Annotated in this window: 15 protein-coding genes; 8 read left to right on the forward strand and 7 right to left on the reverse strand. The window is 62.9% G+C overall.

Annotated features, from left to right (window positions below):
- Nucleotides 1–102 precede the first annotated feature (102 nt).
- The 7 genes from GX444_20435 to GX444_20465 all read left to right on the forward strand — a co-directional run bounded on the left by GX444_20435 (nucleotide 103) and on the right by GX444_20465 (nucleotide 7,497).
- The gene (locus tag GX444_20435) at nucleotides 103–1,656 is read left to right on the forward strand and encodes a D-lysine 5,6-aminomutase subunit alpha (protein ID NLH50950.1); all 1,554 of its coding nucleotides are present in this window, start codon (nucleotides 103–105) and stop codon (nucleotides 1,654–1,656) included.
- Nucleotides 1,643–2,404: a hypothetical protein gene (locus GX444_20440; protein ID NLH50951.1), complete on the forward strand. Its 762-nt coding sequence runs from the start codon at nucleotides 1,643–1,645 to the stop codon at nucleotides 2,402–2,404. The genes GX444_20435 and GX444_20440 overlap by 14 nt, the downstream gene beginning before the upstream one ends.
- The gene (locus GX444_20445; GenBank protein ID NLH50952.1) at nucleotides 2,401–2,793 is read left to right on the forward strand and encodes a RidA family protein; all 393 of its coding nucleotides are present in this window, start codon (nucleotides 2,401–2,403) and stop codon (nucleotides 2,791–2,793) included. The genes GX444_20440 and GX444_20445 overlap by 4 nt, the downstream gene beginning before the upstream one ends.
- Nucleotides 2,794–2,942: 149 nt before the next feature.
- A complete protein-coding gene (locus GX444_20450) occupies nucleotides 2,943–4,259 on the forward strand; it encodes a hypothetical protein (GenBank protein ID NLH50953.1) in 1,317 nt (438 codons plus the stop codon).
- A gap of 165 nt (nucleotides 4,260–4,424) precedes the next feature.
- Complete coding sequence (locus GX444_20455) at nucleotides 4,425–5,681, forward strand: hypothetical protein (GenBank protein NLH50954.1); 1,257 nt, start codon at nucleotides 4,425–4,427, stop codon at nucleotides 5,679–5,681.
- Nucleotides 5,682–6,716, forward strand: a complete 1,035-nt coding sequence (locus GX444_20460; GenBank protein ID NLH50955.1) for a hypothetical protein — start codon at nucleotides 5,682–5,684, stop codon at nucleotides 6,714–6,716.
- Between the two features lie 13 nt (nucleotides 6,717–6,729).
- Nucleotides 6,730–7,497, forward strand: a complete 768-nt coding sequence (locus GX444_20465; protein NLH50956.1) for a hypothetical protein — start codon at nucleotides 6,730–6,732, stop codon at nucleotides 7,495–7,497.
- Between the two features lie 14 nt (nucleotides 7,498–7,511).
- Here the strand turns inward: GX444_20465 and GX444_20470 are convergent, their stop codons facing one another.
- From GX444_20470 to nagZ, 6 genes are all read right to left on the reverse strand, one after another.
- A complete protein-coding gene (locus tag GX444_20470) occupies nucleotides 7,512–9,140 on the reverse strand; it encodes a PQQ-binding-like beta-propeller repeat protein (GenBank protein NLH50957.1) in 1,629 nt (542 codons plus the stop codon).
- A 109-nt stretch (nucleotides 9,141–9,249) separates the two neighbouring features.
- The gene (locus GX444_20475) at nucleotides 9,250–10,494 is read right to left on the reverse strand and encodes an aminotransferase class III-fold pyridoxal phosphate-dependent enzyme (protein NLH50958.1); all 1,245 of its coding nucleotides are present in this window, start codon (nucleotides 10,492–10,494) and stop codon (nucleotides 9,250–9,252) included.
- A gap of 18 nt (nucleotides 10,495–10,512) precedes the next feature.
- The gene (locus GX444_20480; protein NLH50959.1) at nucleotides 10,513–11,445 is read right to left on the reverse strand and encodes a diacylglycerol kinase family lipid kinase; all 933 of its coding nucleotides are present in this window, start codon (nucleotides 11,443–11,445) and stop codon (nucleotides 10,513–10,515) included.
- Between the two features lie 8 nt (nucleotides 11,446–11,453).
- Nucleotides 11,454–12,230, reverse strand: coding sequence for an ABC transporter permease (locus GX444_20485; protein NLH50960.1), 777 nt, complete (start codon nucleotides 12,228–12,230; stop codon nucleotides 11,454–11,456).
- Nucleotides 12,217–13,359 (reverse strand): alanine racemase, encoded by a 1,143-nt coding sequence (gene alr, locus GX444_20490; GenBank protein NLH50961.1) that lies wholly within the window; start codon nucleotides 13,357–13,359, stop codon nucleotides 12,217–12,219. The genes GX444_20485 and alr overlap by 14 nt, the downstream gene beginning before the upstream one ends.
- 48 nt (nucleotides 13,360–13,407) lie before the next feature.
- Nucleotides 13,408–14,469 (reverse strand): beta-N-acetylhexosaminidase, encoded by a 1,062-nt coding sequence (gene nagZ, locus GX444_20495; protein ID NLH50962.1) that lies wholly within the window; start codon nucleotides 14,467–14,469, stop codon nucleotides 13,408–13,410.
- Nucleotides 14,470–14,586: 117 nt separating this feature from the next.
- On the opposite strand from nagZ, the gene GX444_20500 reads away from it, so the two are divergent.
- Complete coding sequence (locus tag GX444_20500; protein NLH50963.1) at nucleotides 14,587–15,846, forward strand: hypothetical protein; 1,260 nt, start codon at nucleotides 14,587–14,589, stop codon at nucleotides 15,844–15,846.
- A gap of 4 nt (nucleotides 15,847–15,850) precedes the next feature.
- On the opposite strand, the gene GX444_20505 is transcribed toward GX444_20500, so the two are convergent.
- A complete protein-coding gene (locus tag GX444_20505; GenBank protein NLH50964.1) occupies nucleotides 15,851–16,444 on the reverse strand; it encodes a class I SAM-dependent methyltransferase in 594 nt (197 codons plus the stop codon).
- Nucleotides 16,445–16,446 lie beyond the last annotated feature (2 nt).

Raw genomic sequence — 16,446 nt, forward strand, 5'->3', positions numbered from 1 at the left:
GGCCGCTTGGTTCCCCTTCCGACCGACGCCGGGAGTTGACAACCTTTCGCGGTCACTTAGCATGGACCGTAACGAGATCCACAACTGCCACGAGGTTCTTTCATGCGACTAGGTCTGGATCCGGGAAAAATCGCTTACGCGCGCGACCTGGCCCGAGCCGTTACCGAACCGGTGCTCGCCCAGATCGCCGCCCATACCACCGATACCGTCGAGCGCGCCACCCTGCGCCTGATGGGCCTGTCCGGGGCCGACGAAGACGATGTGCCCTACCCCAACGTCCTGGTCCGCCATCTCAAGGACCGCCTGGGTGAAGGCATTGCGCCGCTCGTCGCCCTGGCCGCCAAGGAGCGCGGCCTGACCCTCGGCGAACTGGCCGCCGCCGTCGCCCGCGAGGAAATCGACCTACGCGCCGTCCGGCCGGCCGACCCGGCCGCCGGCGTCGCCGAGGCGACGCGCCTGGTCCGTGAAACCTTCCGGACGATCGACGCCCAGATCGCCCGGCGCCGCGAATTCACCGCGAGCCTCGGCCGCGGCCGGCAGCCGTGGCTGTACGTGATCGTCGCCACCGGCAACATTTACGAGGACGTCGTGCAGGGGCAGATGGCCGCGCGGCAGGGCGCCGAGATCATCGCCGTCATCCGCAGCACCGCGCAGAGCCTGCTCGACTACGTGCCCGAAGGCATCACCACCGAGGGTTTCGGCGGCACCTACGCCACGCAAGCCAATTTCCGGGTGATGCGCGAGGCGCTGGACGAGGTCAGCCGCGAGGTCGGCCGCTACGTGCAGCTCGTCAATTACGCCTCCGGCCTGTGCATGCCCGAAATCGCCGCGATGGGCGCCCTCGAGCGCCTCGACATGATGCTCAACGACTCGATGTACGGCATTCTCTTCCGCGACATCAACCCGCTACGCACCTTCGTCGACCAGCACCTGTCGCGGATGATCAGCGCCTACGCCGAAATCATCATCAACACCGGCGAGGACAACTACCTGACCACCGCCGACGCGATCGAGGCCGCGCACACGGTGCTGGCCAGCGACCTGATCAACGAACGATTCGCCGCCGCGGCCGGCCTGAAGCCGGCGCAGATGGGCCTCGGCCACGCCTTCGAGATCAAGCCCGAACTCGAGGACAGCTTCCTCTACGAGCTGGGCCAGGCGCTGCTGATCCGCGAAATCTTCCCCGAACATCCGATCAAGTACATGCCGCCCACTAAGCATATGACGGGCGACATCTTTCGCGGCTACGCGATGAACACCCTGTACAACCTCGTCGGCGTCGTCACCGGCCAGGGCATCGAACTGCTGGGCATGCTGACCGAGGCCATGCACACGCCCTACCTGATGGACCGCGCCCTGGCGATCAAAAACGCCAAGATGGTCTTCGACGGCGCGCGGCACCTCGGCGAAAATCTCGACGTCAAACCCGGCTCGCCCCTCCACCAGCGCGGCATGGAAGTGCTCGATAAGGCCGTGGCGATGCTGGAGCAAATCCGGCGCGATGGCCTGTTCGCGGCCATCGCCGCCGGGTTGTTCGCCGACATCAAGCGCGCCCCCGAGGGCGGCAAGGGCAAGGAAGGCGTCGTCAAGAAACAACCGCAATACACCAATCCCCTGTTCGACGTGCTCGCGGAGAAAATTCATGCGCGCGGTTAAAACCAAGGAAGTCGATCTCACCCAGGTCCGCCCGTACGGCGACATCATGGACGACGGCGCGGTGCAGATGAGCTTCACCCTGCCCGTCGCCCTTTCCCCCGAAGCCGTCGAGGCGGCGCGGCTGCTGGGCCGCCAGCTCGGCCTGCGCGACCCGTCGGTCGTCCACGGCGAGGACCTGGGCGGCTACTCGTTCTTCATCGTTTACGGCCACACCGATCAGTCGATCGACCTGACGCAAATCCACGTCGAAAAAGTCGACATCAAGCCCCTCTCGCGCGAGGAAGTGAACGCCGCCATCGGCGAGCAGCTCGGCCGCAAGATCGTCGTCGTCGGCGCCTGCATCGGTTCCGACGCCCATACGGTGGGCATCGACGCGATCATGAACATGAAGGGTTACGACGGCCATTACGGGCTGGAGCGCTACCCGAACATCGACGCCTACAACCTCGGGGCCCAGGTGCCGCCGGAAGCGTTGCTGCAGGCCGCCATCGAAAAACACGCCGACGCGGTTCTGGTCAGCCAGGTGGTCACCGAAAAGGGCTTCCATCGTCAAAACCTGACCCGCCTGGTGGAACTGGTCGAGGCGGCCGATTACCGCGACCGCCTCGTGCTGATCTGCGGCGGCCCGCGCATCGATCACAAACTGGCCCTGGAACTGGGATACGATGCCGGATTCGGCCGCGGCACCTATGCGGAACACGTCGCCGGATTTATCTTGGAAAAGATGAAACAACGGGGAATCCGATGAAACCATCTTTTTTCAATCCGGAAGCACTGCCCGAGCCGAACGGCTACAATCACGGCGTTTTGCTGTCCGGCGGCCGGATTCTGTTTGTGGCCGGTCAGGGCGGATTGGGCGACCGCGGCGGTGACGGCAGTTTCGCGGCGCAGTTCGCCCGGGCGCTGGCGGCGGTGCGCGAAGTGGTTAAAGCCGCCGGCGGCCAGGTGGAACACATCGGCCGGCTGACCATCTACGTTAAAAACATGGCGGAATACCTGGCGAATCGTCCGGAATTGGGCTCGATTTACCGCGCCGAATTCGGCGATCACTACCCGGCCATGAGCGTGGTGGAGGTCGCCGGATTCATCGACGATGCCATGGATTTGGAGATCGAGGCGACCGCCGTTTTGCCCTGAGACCTTCTTGATTTTCGATTTCAATGATATTTATAATAATATCAAATGGTTATGGTTCATTTCGATGTTAAAATTTTGTTCTTGAATTACTCAAAAGTCGATGTTAATGATGAATTGAGTCGGCTTGGTGGGCAAACAACGAGAAAAGTATGAAACGGAAAAAATACCCTTTTCTGGCCGTTTTCCTCGTGATTTTTCTTTTCTCCGTTTTCGCGCAGGCAATTGTTTCCTGCGGCGAATCGCCCGATTTCACTCCAGAATCCGATCAAACGGCCGATGACGACGACAGCGCCGACATCGCGGATGACGATTCGTCGGCTGACGACGACGACGGCGCGGCGATGCCTTCCCTGCCGCTGGGGCATGATCGCGACTGGGATTGCTATTTGTGTCACGCGGAGGATTTTCTCGGCGCCAAGGGCGAACCGCACAGCAGCACGTTCGCTGCGCCTTCACAGTGCAACGCCTGCCATCCCGACGGCGATTGGACCTATACCAACCCCGATGCTCCAGCCGGGCACGGCTCGACTGAAAATTGCCTGAATTGTCACCAAGGGCTGCACGAAAAAACCTGGGCCGACCCCAACCAATGCCTGGTCTGCCATTTGCCCGGAACCGCCGCCGAGACGCCGCGATTCCCGAAAAATCACCGGACCTCATGGGATTGCTACCTGTGCCACGCCGAGGATTTTTTCACCGCGCAAGGCGAGCCGCACGACCATCAATATGATTCGCCGAACGAATGCCTGACCTGCCACGAGGCGAGCGACAGCAATTACCATGATCCGAACGCTCCCGACGGCCACGGATCGGAAGAGAATTGCCTGAATTGCCATCAAGGGCTGCACGACAAAACCTGGGCCGACCCCTATCAGTGCCTGGCCTGCCATTTGCCGGGTGAAGCGACCACGACGCCGACCTACCCGACCGGTCATGACACCGCCTGGGATTGTTATCTTTGCCACAGCGAGGATTTTTACAGCGCCCAGGGCGAACCGCACGGCCATCAATACGGGTCGCCGGGCGAATGCCTGACCTGTCACGAAGCCGGAAGCTGGAGCTTTACCGATCCCAACGCGCCGGAAGGCCACGGCTCCACCGGCAATTGCCTGACGTGCCACGCCGCGCAGCATTCCAAAAGCTGGACCAGTCAACAGCAGTGTTTCACCTGCCATCAAGCCGGCACCGCCGCGCCGCAGTACCCGAACAACCACACCAGCACCTGGAACTGCTATATCTGCCATGCGTCCAATTTCAACGGCGCGCCGAAAGAGCCGCATCAGCATCAGTACACGGCGCCGGATCAATGCACGCAATGCCACAGCATGTCGAATCACGGCAGCCCGAATCATGGCGGCACTCCGGAGGATCATGATCCGTCCTCGAATTGCCTGAACTGCCACTCGGGAATGCATGGGAAAAGTTGGCAGGATAAGAACCAGTGCCTGGTGTGCCATCAGTTTTAAATTCCCTTTTTAAAAAGAATTGCGGTATTGAATAATGAGGCTGTGCTGGTGATGAATCTTTTCTACCGCCCAACTGCGAGAGGTTAGTGGATGAATGCAACGTTGTGCCGAGGTGTCGTCGCGCCCCGCTTACGTCGCCGGCCCGATCGCTCCGGCGGGCGTTGGTTGCCGGCAGCCGGATGGGTTCTGCTGATCTGGCTTGTCGCGCGGCCCGCCTTGGCCGCCGACCTGCAATACTACGGCAATTCAACCACGATTCCGTATTACTTCACCGAATCGATCGCCGACAAAAACAAATCCTATCTGGCGCTCTATGAATTTCTCGATTTCGGCGCGAGCAACATCGGCGTGGAGCGGCTGGAAATGTATTTTTCCGGCTGGGGCCGCGGCGATGCCATCGACAAATTGGACCCCGAGGACAAAGCGGTCGGCGACGCGCAGCTCAATTCGGCCTTCGTGCGCTGGCATGACCAGGACAACGTTTTCGACGCTTCGCTCGGCCGACGACTGGTGGTCATCGGTCCGGTGGCGGAGCAGGTGGACGGCGCGGTGCTGCAACTCGAACCGATCGACGACATCGGCATCCAGGGGTTCGGGGGAGTGCCGGTATTTTCCGAGGTGGGCGAGCGCGACGGCGACTGGGGCTACGGCGGACGTTTCTACGCCGGTTGGCGGCCCTATATCGAAGCCGGTTTTTCGGCGGCCGCCTTCACCGAAAAAGGCGATCCGGACCGGCGGATTTTCGGCGGCGATTTGACGCTGTTTCCCATCGCCAACCTCGACGTCATGGGGCACGCCTATTACGACCTGCTGTACTCCTCCTGGTACGACACCGACGGCATGCTGGTCATCCGGCCGGTCGAGGATCTGAAGCTGCTCGGCGAATATCAGCGGCTGATGCCCTCGGCCTATCTGGGAATGGGCTCGTTTTTCTCGGTGTTCAGCTTCGACACGATCGACAAAATCCAATCCGAGGCGCGGTACGTTGCGGCGCGGCGCATCGCCTTGGGGGCGCAATACGACCACTACGTCTACGACGACGCCGATCCGGCGGACCGCTACGGCGGCTCGCTCGGCGTGCTCTGGGGCGACGAGCGCACCAACACCGTCAACGTCGGCCTGTATCGCCTGGACCGCCAGGACAACGGCTATCGCGAACTGCGCGGCTATTTCTACCAGCGGTTCGCCGCGTCTTTTTACGTGGTGCTGGACGCCATCCATTACCAACTCGACGAACAGCTCTACGGAGTCGGCCAGGGGTTCAACGGCACCGGCTCCCTGGGTTTTAAATTCAACGACGCGTTGGATTTGCTGGTGACGGGAATGTACTTGACCAGCCCCTACTACGACAGCGACCTGCGGGGGCTGCTCAAGCTGACGTACAATTTCGGTCGTCGCGACATTTTATATCCGGATTTTTAAATGCATACGAAAACCATACCGATCCTATTAGGCGCGGTGTTGCTCGTTTCGGCGGCCGCTTTTTCCCTGGCGGTGTCCGATTCGGCCGACAGCATTCTGTTCAACCACAAGCTGCATGCCGCGCAGAATATCGACTGCGCGCATTGCCACGCCAATTCGCTGGCCGACCGCAGTTTTTATCGCACGCTGCCCGAGAAAAAGGTCTGCGCCGAATGCCACGACGTCCGGGCGAAGAGCGATTGCGGCAAATGCCACACCAATCCGCGCTCGCCGCGCACCTACCCCACTCAGGCCCGCGCCACCAACTACATGCATTCGCAGCACAAGGACGCCTTGAATAATTGCGCGACCTGCCACGGCACGGATATCGATCCGAAGCCGCACATCTCGGGGTCGCACGCGATTTGCGGCGCTTGTCACGGCAAGGAAATCAAGCGGATGCTGTGCGCCATGTGCCATCGCGACCTGGCGTCCGCCGGCCTCAACAAGCTCGATCACTACCGCCACGACGACAACTTCATCACCGAGCATCGGGAATTCGCCAACAGTTCCGTCCGCATCTGCGCCCAATGCCACCGCGAGGCCTACTGCCTCGAGTGCCACAGCAAAAAAGCGGGGATCAAGCCGAGCGTCAAATACCCCGAAAACGTCACCAAACATTTCATCCATCGCGGCGATTACCTGACCCTGCACCGCATCGAAGCGAAAACCGATCCGTCCTCCTGCCTGAAGTGCCACTCCCGCGCGGAGTGCGCCGCCTGCCATAAAAAGGATCGCGTCTCCGCCGAGGCGGAAACTCCCTTTTACGGCCACCCCGCCGGCTGGATGACCAAGGGCGCCGCCAACTTCCACGGCGACGAGGCGCGGCGCAACATCCTGTCCTGCTCGACCTGCCATCACGGTAAGGGCCCAGGCTATTGCCTTGACTGCCATAGCGTCAGCGCCGGGATCAATCCGCATCCCAAAGGCTGGGAAAGAAAGGTCAAGGGAATGAACACCAACGACCGGATGTGCGCCAAGTGCCATGCGAAGTAAAGGATTTTGGCCGATGAAACGGACAGTCAAGAAATGGACCTGGGCGGGATTGTTCGCCGTCGGCGCGCTGCTTGGTACGGCGTTCGCGCTGTTCGGTCTGGCGGCGCCGGCTTGCAACGATCCGAATCCGGACGCGTTGACGGGCGCGACGCAGCCCACGGGCAACGGTTCGATATATCCGCATTCCGACAACTTTGCCAAGGCCGAGCAACACGGGAAGTATGTCATCGAGTACGGCCCCGCCGAATGCCAGGGCTGTCACGGGGTCGATTACCGGGGCGGTTCGTCAGGGGTTTCCTGCTATCGTTGCCATGCGCTGTACCCGCACGCCGACGGCTACGACGCGGCGTCCAAGCACGGCCGTTACGTCCTCGAACACGGCACGGGCGGCTGCGCGGTGCGCTGTCACGGCGCCGATCTCAAAGGCGGCGACAGCGGCATTTCCTGTTTCCAATGTCACGCTTCCTATCCGCACGCCGCCGGCTGGGCTGACATCGCCAAACACGGCGTTTACACCGACGGCCAAGGCGGACCGCAAACCTGCGCCAATGCCTGTCACGGCGCCAACTATCAGGGCGGCGACAGCGGGGTTTCCTGTTTCTCCTGCCACGCGCCCTACCCGCACCGCTGGACGAGCGACGAGGGCCACGGCGGCTATGCGGCCGCCCACGGCTTGTCGACCTGCCAGACGCAATGCCACGGCACGGATTTGTCGGGCGGTGTCAGCGGCGTCTCGTGCTTCCAGTGCCACGAAGACTTCGGCGGCGACGACGACAAGTAACAACCGATAACAAATCAATGGCCCGCGACGGGCTCGCGATAACTGGTGTGCGCCGCGTCGCCGCCCCACATCGGCCAGCCGGTCAGTTTTTCGTCCCGCGTATCAATGGCGACCAATCTGCCGTCCTGCGTGCCGACGTAGATGAAGCCGCCCTCGATCACGGGTTGGGAGCGGACCGGCGCGCCGATCGGATAGGCCTTGATCTGCAGGCCGTCGGCCGGATCGATTTGCAGCACTTCACCGTTGACGGTGCCGATGAAAAGATAGCCGCCGGCGACCACGGGCGGCGTCCCGAGGAATCCGCCGAGTTCGGTCAGGTTGCCGGGCAACGGCTGGCTCCAGCGTTTTTCGCCGGTTTTCCGCTCGTTGCAGACGATTTCATCGCCCAGCACATTGTAATTGTTATCGCCGTAGGTGAGCACGCGCGAACCCTGAAAAGCTTGCAGTGTCGAAACGTTGTTCTGGCCGATATTGCCGTAGGCCGCTTCGGCGTTGGACTGGGCCGGCGCGCCGCCGGCAAAACCGTTGGCCGCGTCCAGCGAAATGCCCTGTGATTTGTACTGGGTTTTGGCTTGCACCGCGCTGTCGATATACGGCGCCGCTTTGCGGTTGACCTGCCGCGTTTCCTGCCCCGAGTTCTTACTGGCGTTGACGGTGGCTTCCTCGGCCACGCCCGAACCGGGAACGTCCGCGCGTTTGGTGTAGTAAAGCTCGCCGTGGACCACGACCGGCGCGGAAGTGGCTCGCGCCTGCCGGGCCGAGAGGATCTCGCCGTCGCTTTGCCGGAAGCGATAAATCGTGCCGGCGAACGTGGCGACAAACAACTCGTCGCCTTCGGCCACGGGCGCGCTCATCACATCGGCGTCGATCCACCGCTGCCAGAGGATTTTCCCGGTTCGCAAATCGAAGGCGGCCAGCGCGTGGCTGGCCGGGGGCGGAGCTTTCGCCCCGGCGGGCGATGAGGCGATCGAGTTCACATTGGCCGCGTTCTCCTGCATTTGCACCGCCTGATTGGCGCCGCCCGAACGGCCGGTCGCCGGATAGGCGGAAAATACCCGGCCATTCGCGATGGTGGGCATCGACATGAGGGGGTCACCCAGCCACCACGACCACAACTGCCGGCCGGTTTGGGCGTCGAGGGCGAAAATCGTGCAGGATTCGGTATTGAAAATGACCACCCCGTCGCGGACGACGACGCTGGAGGGGCCGTCGTCATCCAGGTTTACCGCCCATTTCAGCGTGCCGGTCCGGGCTTCGAACGCGTAGAACTCTTTGGAACGAAAACCGCCGCTGACAAAAACGAGGCCGTCGGCCACCGCGGGAGTGGCGACCGGCGCATGACTGGGCAGTTGCACGGCATAGCCGTTTTCGGTTTTCTGCACGGCTTTTTCATCCAATTGCCGGACGGTGACCTGGCCCTGGCGAAAATCCGCCGGCGGTGGGGCGAACTGGTCCGAGTTGTATTCGCGGACTTGAGCGGTGATGTCCTTGGGCTCTTCCGGCGTGGCCGGCGCCGCGGCGGGCGTCGCCTGGGGGGTGTCGGAATTGGGCGCCGCGGATTCCGCCGTCAACGACTGGATTGAAATCAAGCAGACCAGGGCCAGCAACAATAAAAAGAAGATAACTTTCCGGTTGGTTTTCATGGGTACCGCCTTCGGCTCGTTGGTCGGTTTTGTTAAATCCGACACAGCGGCGGCGCAAAAGGTTTCACCGGAAAGAACCCTTTTCGACCGGCGTCCGGCTGCACTGCGTTCAGGGAAGCTGTTTTTTCACCTCGGCCAGCGCTTCTTCGATGCCCTTCGCCGCCTGCCGGAGATCCGCGTCGGTGTGCCGCGCCATGATGTAACCGTGATGGAACGGCTGCAAAAAGACGCCGCGGCGGATCAGTTCGGTGTAGAACAGCGTCCGACGAGCCCGGTATTTTTTCTCGGGGTCGGCCGGAAAGATGATGAACGGCATCGGCGGAATGCCGGTCAGTTCTGCCGCCACGCCGCTGCGTTTGACGATTTCGTCCACCTCGGCCAGCCATTTCGCGCCGCGTTCCCACAGGGTATCGAGCGTTTTTTCGCGCTCGAGGATTTCGATCGTCTTGAGCGCCGCCGCCATTTCCAGCGAGTTGGGGAAAAACGTGCTCGAAATGAAAACCTTGCTCTCGACCACGTCCATCACCGCCGACTTGCCCACCACCGCGCTGAGCGGGTAACCGTTGGCGATCGCCTTGCCGAAGCAGGCCAGGTCCGGCGTGACGCCGTAACGTTGCTGCGCGCCGCCCAGCGACACGCGGAAACCGCTGCGGATTTCGTCGAAAACCAGCACGATCCCGGCGGCGGTGGCGCGTTCGCGGACGCCTTCGAGGAAGCCGGGCCGCGGCGCCTGCACCGCGTGGCCGAGCGGATGGCCGACCGGCGTGACGATGATCGCCGCGACGTTGCCGCGATGCGCCGCCAGCAGCCGGTCGAGGCTTTCCAGGTTGTTGTATTCGAATTCGTGCGTATCCTCGTACAGCTTGGCCGGGACGCCGCCGTGCGTTTCGACGCACCAGTCGTGCCAGCCGTGGTAGCCGCAGCGCAGGATTTTGAGTTTGTCGGTATAACCGCGCGCGATGCGGATCGCGCAGGTGGTGGCGTCGCTGCCGGTTTTCACCAGTATCGCTTTTTCGCAGCAGGGAATCAGTTGGCGCAACTTCCGCACCAGCTCGTTCTGGCAGGGCTGAACCAGGCTCATGCAGAAGCCTTTTTCCATCTGCGCGATCACCGCGTCGTCGATTTCCTTTTCGCGATAGCCCAGGATGATCGGTCCGTAGGCGGCCAGCATGTCGACGTATTCGTTGCCGTCCACGTCCCAGATCCGGCCGCCCTGGGCGCGGTCGAGAAACACCGGGTATTCGCCCGGCACGAAATTGTAAGGGCGGCGAATCCCGAGCACGCCGCCGGGGACCAACGTTTTCGCTTCGGCAAACATCCGCTCGCTCAGGGCAAGCGGCAACTTCGTTGACATGATGTCTCTCCTTCCTCGTCAGTCGTGGATCTTGATGCGAATCGCTCCGGGGCAAACGGCGAAGGTCGCGGGCAGGCGGCCCGGCGCTTCGCCGTCCACGTCGAGCAGGACGGTTTCCTCGGTGATCGCCACGATTTTCCGGGCGTGGTGCAACTGGATTTTCGGATGACCGAGGTGGGTGGCCTGGTAAATCTTCGGCATCTGGGTGATTTTTTCCCAAAGCGAAATGTCGCCGATCACCACCACGTCGAACAACCCGTCGCTCAGATCGGCCTGCGGCGCCATTTGCATGCCGCCGCCGAAAAACCGGCCGTTGGCCACGGCGACGCTGAAAACGGCCTGTTCGCCCAGGTCTTTCTGGTCGTCGAGGATCACCCGGACTTTCTTGTTCTTGTAGCCGATCATCGCACTGAGCGCGCCCCAGGCGAACGAAGCGAAACCGCCGAACACCTTGGTCGTGTGGTTGACCCGTTCGTCCACCTCGCCGCCGATCCCGAATGAGGCGATGTTGATGAAATAGCGGATCGTCGGCCGCCCCTGGTGATCGATCATTTCCAGCCGGCCCACGTCGACGGTGCGCGTCGCCTCGCCGGCCAGCCAATCGAGCGCCGCCGCGTGTTCCTTGGGCAAGCCGGTCGTTTTGCGAAAATCGCCACCGGTGCCGATGCAGATTTGCCCGACCAGGGTGTCGGGGTTCACCGGCCGATCGTCGGGGCCCATCAGGCCGTTGACCACCTCGTTCATGGTGCCGTCGCCGCCGACCGAAATCACCAGCCGGGCGCCGTCCTCGGCTGCCTGACGGGCCAACTCGACGGCATGGCCCATGCGGGCGGTGAACCGCACTTCAAACTCGCCGAGGCGGCTTTTCGCCTGTTCCATGATGCCCGGCCACAACCGGGACGCGGCGCCGTTGGCCGCGTTGGGATTGACGATGAACACCGGCGGCTTCATGAACCCCCCTAAAACAGCAAGGCGGTCAGGAAATAATTGGCGACCATGACGGTCACCGAACTGAGCACGACGCTTTCGGTCGTCGCCCGGCCCACGCCCTCGGCGCCGCGCGTCGTGTAATAGCCCTTGTAACACCCGATGGTCGCCATGATCAGCCCGAACACCGCGGCCTTGATCAGGCCGATGTAGTAGTCGTCGAAATCGACGTAATAAATGACCTGCTCCATGAACTCTGAGTGCGGGATATTGAGCAGCTTGGTCGTCACCGCCCAGCAGCCGACGGTGCCGATGAAGTCGAAAATCGTGGTCAGAAGCGGCATCATGATGACCGCGGCGATGATCCGCGGCACGATCAAGTAGTGGATCGGGCTGACCGCCATGGTTTCCAGGGCGTCGATCTGCTCGGTCACGCGCATGGTGCCGATTTCCGCCGCCATGCTCGAGCCGACCCGGCCGATCACCATCAGCGCCGTCAGCACCGGGCCCAGTTCGCGCGTCAGCGCCAGCACCACCGTCGGGCCGACCATCGAGTTGGCCTCGAACAGGCTGAAGGCGTAGGAACTCTGCAACGAAAAAACCGCACCGGTGAAGAGGCTGGTCAAGAAGACGATAAAGGTCGATTGCACGCCGATGAAATCGAGCTGTCGCAGTAGAAGCCGGACGCGGTAGGGCTTGCGCGGCAACCAGCGCAGCGCCCGGCCGAGGATGGTCATCACGCGCCCGACTTCCTCGACGAAGTCCAGGAGCCCGGCGCCGAGGCGCTCGAACGGCTTACCGATTTCCATCCAGCCCGTGCCTTACGTATACCCGGCTGACGCGGTGATTGATGTTGCAAAAGATCTCGTATGAAATCGTGTCACAGATCTCGGCGACTTCCTCAGCGGTGATCCGCTCCGCGCCCTGGCCGCCGATGAATACCGCCTCGTCGCCCACCCTTACCCCGGGAATGTCGGTCACGTCCAGCAGGCACATGTCCATGCAGACCGCGCCGACGATCGGCGCCCGCCGGCCCTTCACCAGCGCCGCGCCGCGATTGGACAGCCGCCGGTTCAGCCCGTCGGCGTAACCGACCGGCAACGTGGCGATGATGCTTTCCCGCGCGGTCACGAAAGTGCCGCCGTAACTGATCGGCGTCCCGGCCGGCACCGTTTTCAAGTGAAAGACCTCGGTCGTGAAGCGAAAAACCGGCCGCAGGTCGAGCACGTTTTCAAAACCGGGGCCGGGATAGGAGCCGTAGAGCATGATGCCCGGCCGCACCATGTTGAACGGCGGTTTCGGCGCGCCCAGGATGCCGGCGGTGTTGGCCATGTGCTTGATCGGCGGGTCGATGCCTTCCGCCTTCAGGTCGTCGAGCAGGCGCTTGAACCGGGCCAACTGGTCCCAATAATCGGCGCCCAGGTCCGGGCTGACCGTGGCGAAATGGCTGATCAACCCTTCAAGGCGCAGTTCCGGCTCTTGCGCCAGGCGAAGAATCGCGTCCTTGGCCTCGCCGACCGGAATGCCGATCCGGGTCATGCCCGTATCCACCTTGACGTGCACGTCGAACCGCAAGCCCAGTTCCCGCGCCTCGCGCGCCAGGTCCAGTCCGCGTTCGAGGCTGATGATGACCGGCGTCAGGCTGTACTGATGCGCCTTGAGCGCCTCGCCGTGGTAGATGCCGCCCAGAATCAGCACGGGCTTGGAAATGCCGCCCTCGCGCAGCAACATCCCTTCCTCGGCGAAGGCGACGCCGAAGCTGTCCGCGCCCAGCCGTTCGAGGTTCGCCGCCACCGGCACCGCGCCGTGGCCGTACGCATCGGCCTTGACCACCGCCATGATGCCGATGTCGGCCCCAAGCCGCTTGCGCAGCACGCGGAAATTGTGTTCCAGGGCGTCCAGATTGATCCAGGCGAATGTCGGTCGATGCGTGTACATGGCTTTTCTTCAGGGTTTAGGGTCGATTATTACCGCTAGGCGGCAAAGTCAAGCCTTCGCCGCCGCGACGTCGATTTCCCGGGCGAACGCCAGATGCTCGTCGCACCCGACGAGTTTCAACTGCCGGCGCGTCGGCGCGGGAAACCGCATCGTGGTCCGTTGCAGCCGCTCGCGCATCTCGTACAAGCGCCGGGGCGGCAGGCGGTCGTTCAAGTGGGCATCGAAGAGCCCGCGCACCGCCTCTTCCAGCCGGTCCAGCCGATGGCAAACCAGAATTAGGTCCGCCCCGGCCGCCGCCGCCGCGACGGCCGCCTCGCCCATCGGATACCGGTCGGCGACGGCTTTCATCTCCAGATCGTCGGTGACAATGACCCCGGTGAAGCCCAATTCGTTCCGCAGAATCGACAGCACTCGGGGCGAAAGGGTCGCCGGCCGGCCGGCCTCGATCGCCTCGACCACCAGGTGCGCCGTCATGACCGCGGCCACGTCCGCCGCGACGGCGGCGCGGAACGGCGGCAATTCCACTTCATCCAGCCGCCGGCGGTCGTGCGGCACGACGGGCAAATGCGTGTGGCTGTCCAGGTCGGTGTCGCCGTGGCCGGGGAAATGTTTGGCGCAGGCCCAGACGCCCTCGGCCTGCAAGCCCCGGATGACGGCGGCGCCCAACTCGGCGACCACCCGCGGGTCGGCGCTGAAGCTCCGGTCGCCGATGACCGGATTGGCGGGATTGGAATCCACGTCGACCACCGGCGCGAAGTCGATATCGAAACCCAACGCGGCCAGTTCGCGTCCCATCAGGCGGCCGAACCGTTCGGCCAGGTCGGCCCGGCCGATCCGCCCCAGGACGCGCATCGGCGGCCAGATCGTGGCCGGCGCCTTCAACCGCGCCACGCGCCCGCCTTCCTGATCCACGGCGAACAACAGCCGGCGCCCCTCGGCCAGGCCGCGGATTTCGGCGATCAATTCGGCGGTCTGTTCCGGGCTTTCGATGTTGCGGGAAAACAGGATGAAACCGGCCACGCCGAGTTTCAGGGCTTCGCGCACCTGCTCGTCGACGACCGGGCCGCCAAACCCGGCCATGACCACCTGTCCGGCCGTTTCGCTACGCATGAAGACTCCCTGGTATCCCAACCAGCATGGAGTCCCCCCCGGCAAGTGTCAATGATGACGAACCCGGCTCGATTCGCTAAAATGAACGGCCATTCCACCGAAAGAAACGGATTGACCATGACGTTCACAACAAAGGTTTTCGGTCCGCTCTTGCTTTTCATGCTCGCGCTCGCCCTGTTTTCCGGCTGCGACGAATCATCCGACAATGACCCCGGATCAGGTCCGGGACAGGCCCAAGATGATGACGACGATTCCGCCGCTGGCGGAACGGACGACGACACCGAACCGGCCGACGACGACGCTTCGCCGGAGCCGGTCGATCCGCCCGACCAATGGGGCCCTTACGGCGTCGGTTACGCGGAGTTCGCCTGGACCGACGGCAACCGCGACGACCGCACGCTGCCGGTCGTGGTCTTTTATCCGGCGCAAACGCCGCCGATCGACGGCGCGGCCTACAATCAAGCGGCGACCACGGCCGGCCTGATGGACCGCATGATGAAGCCGGCTTACCTGGCGGTGGAAAACGCCGCGCCGGATTTGACGGGCGCACCCTACCCGGTCGTGGCCTTTTCGCACGGATCGGGCGCGCGCAAGGAGGAATACAAGTACCTATTGGAATTCCTGGCTTCCCACGGCTACGTCTGCATCGCGCCGAATCACGTCGGCAACGTCGGGATCACCCATTACTGGCCTTGGCTTCTGGACATGTCGGTCCTGCGGCCGTTCGACATCGTCTTCGCGCTCAACCGCCTGGGCAAGCTCTTTGCCGCGCCCGAACATCCCTTCGCCGGCCTGGGCGATATTCAACGAGTCGGCATGATCGGCCATTCTTACGGCGGCAACACGACGCTGGCCCTGGCCGGCGCGGCCTTCAGCTACGATTACATCGAAGAGTTGTGCGCCGACCCGCCGGTCGATATCTATATCTGCGCGATTCCCGCGGCCCGCGCGATTTTCGAAAACCGGCTGCCCGATCCGCGCCTCAAGGCCGCGATTTCCCTCGCCCACGACGGGGCGCAGTCGTATTTCGGCCCCGACGCCGTCGGCGTGGAAACGATCAAAATTCCAACCATGCTGATCGCCGGCACCGCCGACAACTGGTGCCCCTACGAGCGCGAGGCCGAGCCGACGTGGGCCCACCTGAACTCGCCGGCGAACTATTTGCTGCTGGATAGCGCCGGCCACCTCGGCTTCACCGACGTCATCAGCGGCCGGCCCATGTCCCTGCCGCGCCAGCATTCGCTGGTTTTGCGCTATGTCACGGCCTTTTTCGGCTATTATGTGAAGGAATTGGCCGGCTACGGCGAATATCTGACGCCGGAACAGGCGACGCAATGGAACGCGGGCCACGACGATTTCCAGTGGTCGGAAAAGTGATCGGCTAGTTTTTATCCGCGACCAGCCAACAGGCCCAACTGATAAAATCGGTCCGGCCGACGAGTGAAAAGCCTTGCCGCGCGAGCGCGTCGACAAAATCGTCGGCGGTAAACCGGTCTTCGCGCGGGTGCGCGAAGAAGGTGCGGATCAACCGATATTCCAGAAACCGCCGCAGGATTTCCTCGACGTAAAAACGGCCGCCCGGCTTGAGCACCCGGTGAATTTCCGCGATCGCGTCGCGCCAGTTCGGCACGTGGTGAATGATGCCGAAATCGAACACGGCATCGTAATAGCCGTCCGGCGCGGGGATTTGCGTCACGTCGCCGCTCCACAACTTGACCCGGTCGCCCATGCGCGCCAGACGGCGCTCGGCGCGCCGGACCATCGCCGGATCCAGATCGAACGCCTCCACCCGAGCGGCTCCGAAATGCTTCAGAATCATTTGCGACCCGACTCCCCGGCCGCAGCCGACCTCGAGAGCGATCCCACCCGGCAGCGGCCCGCCGAGCTTCAATAAATTGGGGACTTCCCAATAGCGCCGCATGGCCGCGCGAATCGGGTTGTTCATCGCCAGGGTTTCGGCGCGATTCAATTTCATGT

Source organism: Myxococcales bacterium (assembly GCA_012517325.1).
In the GTDB taxonomy this organism is placed as follows: domain Bacteria; phylum Lernaellota; class Lernaellaia; order Lernaellales; family Lernaellaceae; genus JAAYVF01.

Bases quoted from the DNA above. Each gene is read 5' to 3' on its own strand.
- GX444_20435 (NLH50950.1), top strand. From the start codon at position 103: ATGCGACTAGGTCTGGATCCGGGAAAAATCGCTTACGCGCGCGACCTG.
- GX444_20440 (NLH50951.1), top strand. From the start codon at position 1,643: ATGCGCGCGGTTAAAACCAAGGAAGTCGATCTCACCCAGGTCCGCCCG.
- GX444_20445 (NLH50952.1), top strand. From the start codon at position 2,401: ATGAAACCATCTTTTTTCAATCCGGAAGCACTGCCCGAGCCGAACGGC.
- GX444_20450 (NLH50953.1), top strand. From the start codon at position 2,943: ATGAAACGGAAAAAATACCCTTTTCTGGCCGTTTTCCTCGTGATTTTT.
- GX444_20460 (NLH50955.1), top strand. From the start codon at position 5,682: ATGCATACGAAAACCATACCGATCCTATTAGGCGCGGTGTTGCTCGTT.
- GX444_20465 (NLH50956.1), top strand. From the start codon at position 6,730: ATGAAACGGACAGTCAAGAAATGGACCTGGGCGGGATTGTTCGCCGTC.
- GX444_20470 (NLH50957.1), bottom strand. From the start codon at position 9,140: ATGAAAACCAACCGGAAAGTTATCTTCTTTTTATTGTTGCTGGCCCTG.
- GX444_20475 (NLH50958.1), bottom strand. From the start codon at position 10,494: ATGTCAACGAAGTTGCCGCTTGCCCTGAGCGAGCGGATGTTTGCCGAA.
- GX444_20480 (NLH50959.1), bottom strand. From the start codon at position 11,445: ATGAAGCCGCCGGTGTTCATCGTCAATCCCAACGCGGCCAACGGCGCC.
- GX444_20485 (NLH50960.1), bottom strand. From the start codon at position 12,230: ATGGAAATCGGTAAGCCGTTCGAGCGCCTCGGCGCCGGGCTCCTGGAC.
- alr (NLH50961.1), bottom strand. From the start codon at position 13,359: ATGTACACGCATCGACCGACATTCGCCTGGATCAATCTGGACGCCCTG.
- nagZ (NLH50962.1), bottom strand. From the start codon at position 14,469: ATGCGTAGCGAAACGGCCGGACAGGTGGTCATGGCCGGGTTTGGCGGC.
- GX444_20500 (NLH50963.1), top strand. From the start codon at position 14,587: ATGACGTTCACAACAAAGGTTTTCGGTCCGCTCTTGCTTTTCATGCTC.
- GX444_20505 (NLH50964.1), bottom strand. From the start codon at position 16,444: ATGAAATTGAATCGCGCCGAAACCCTGGCGATGAACAACCCGATTCGC.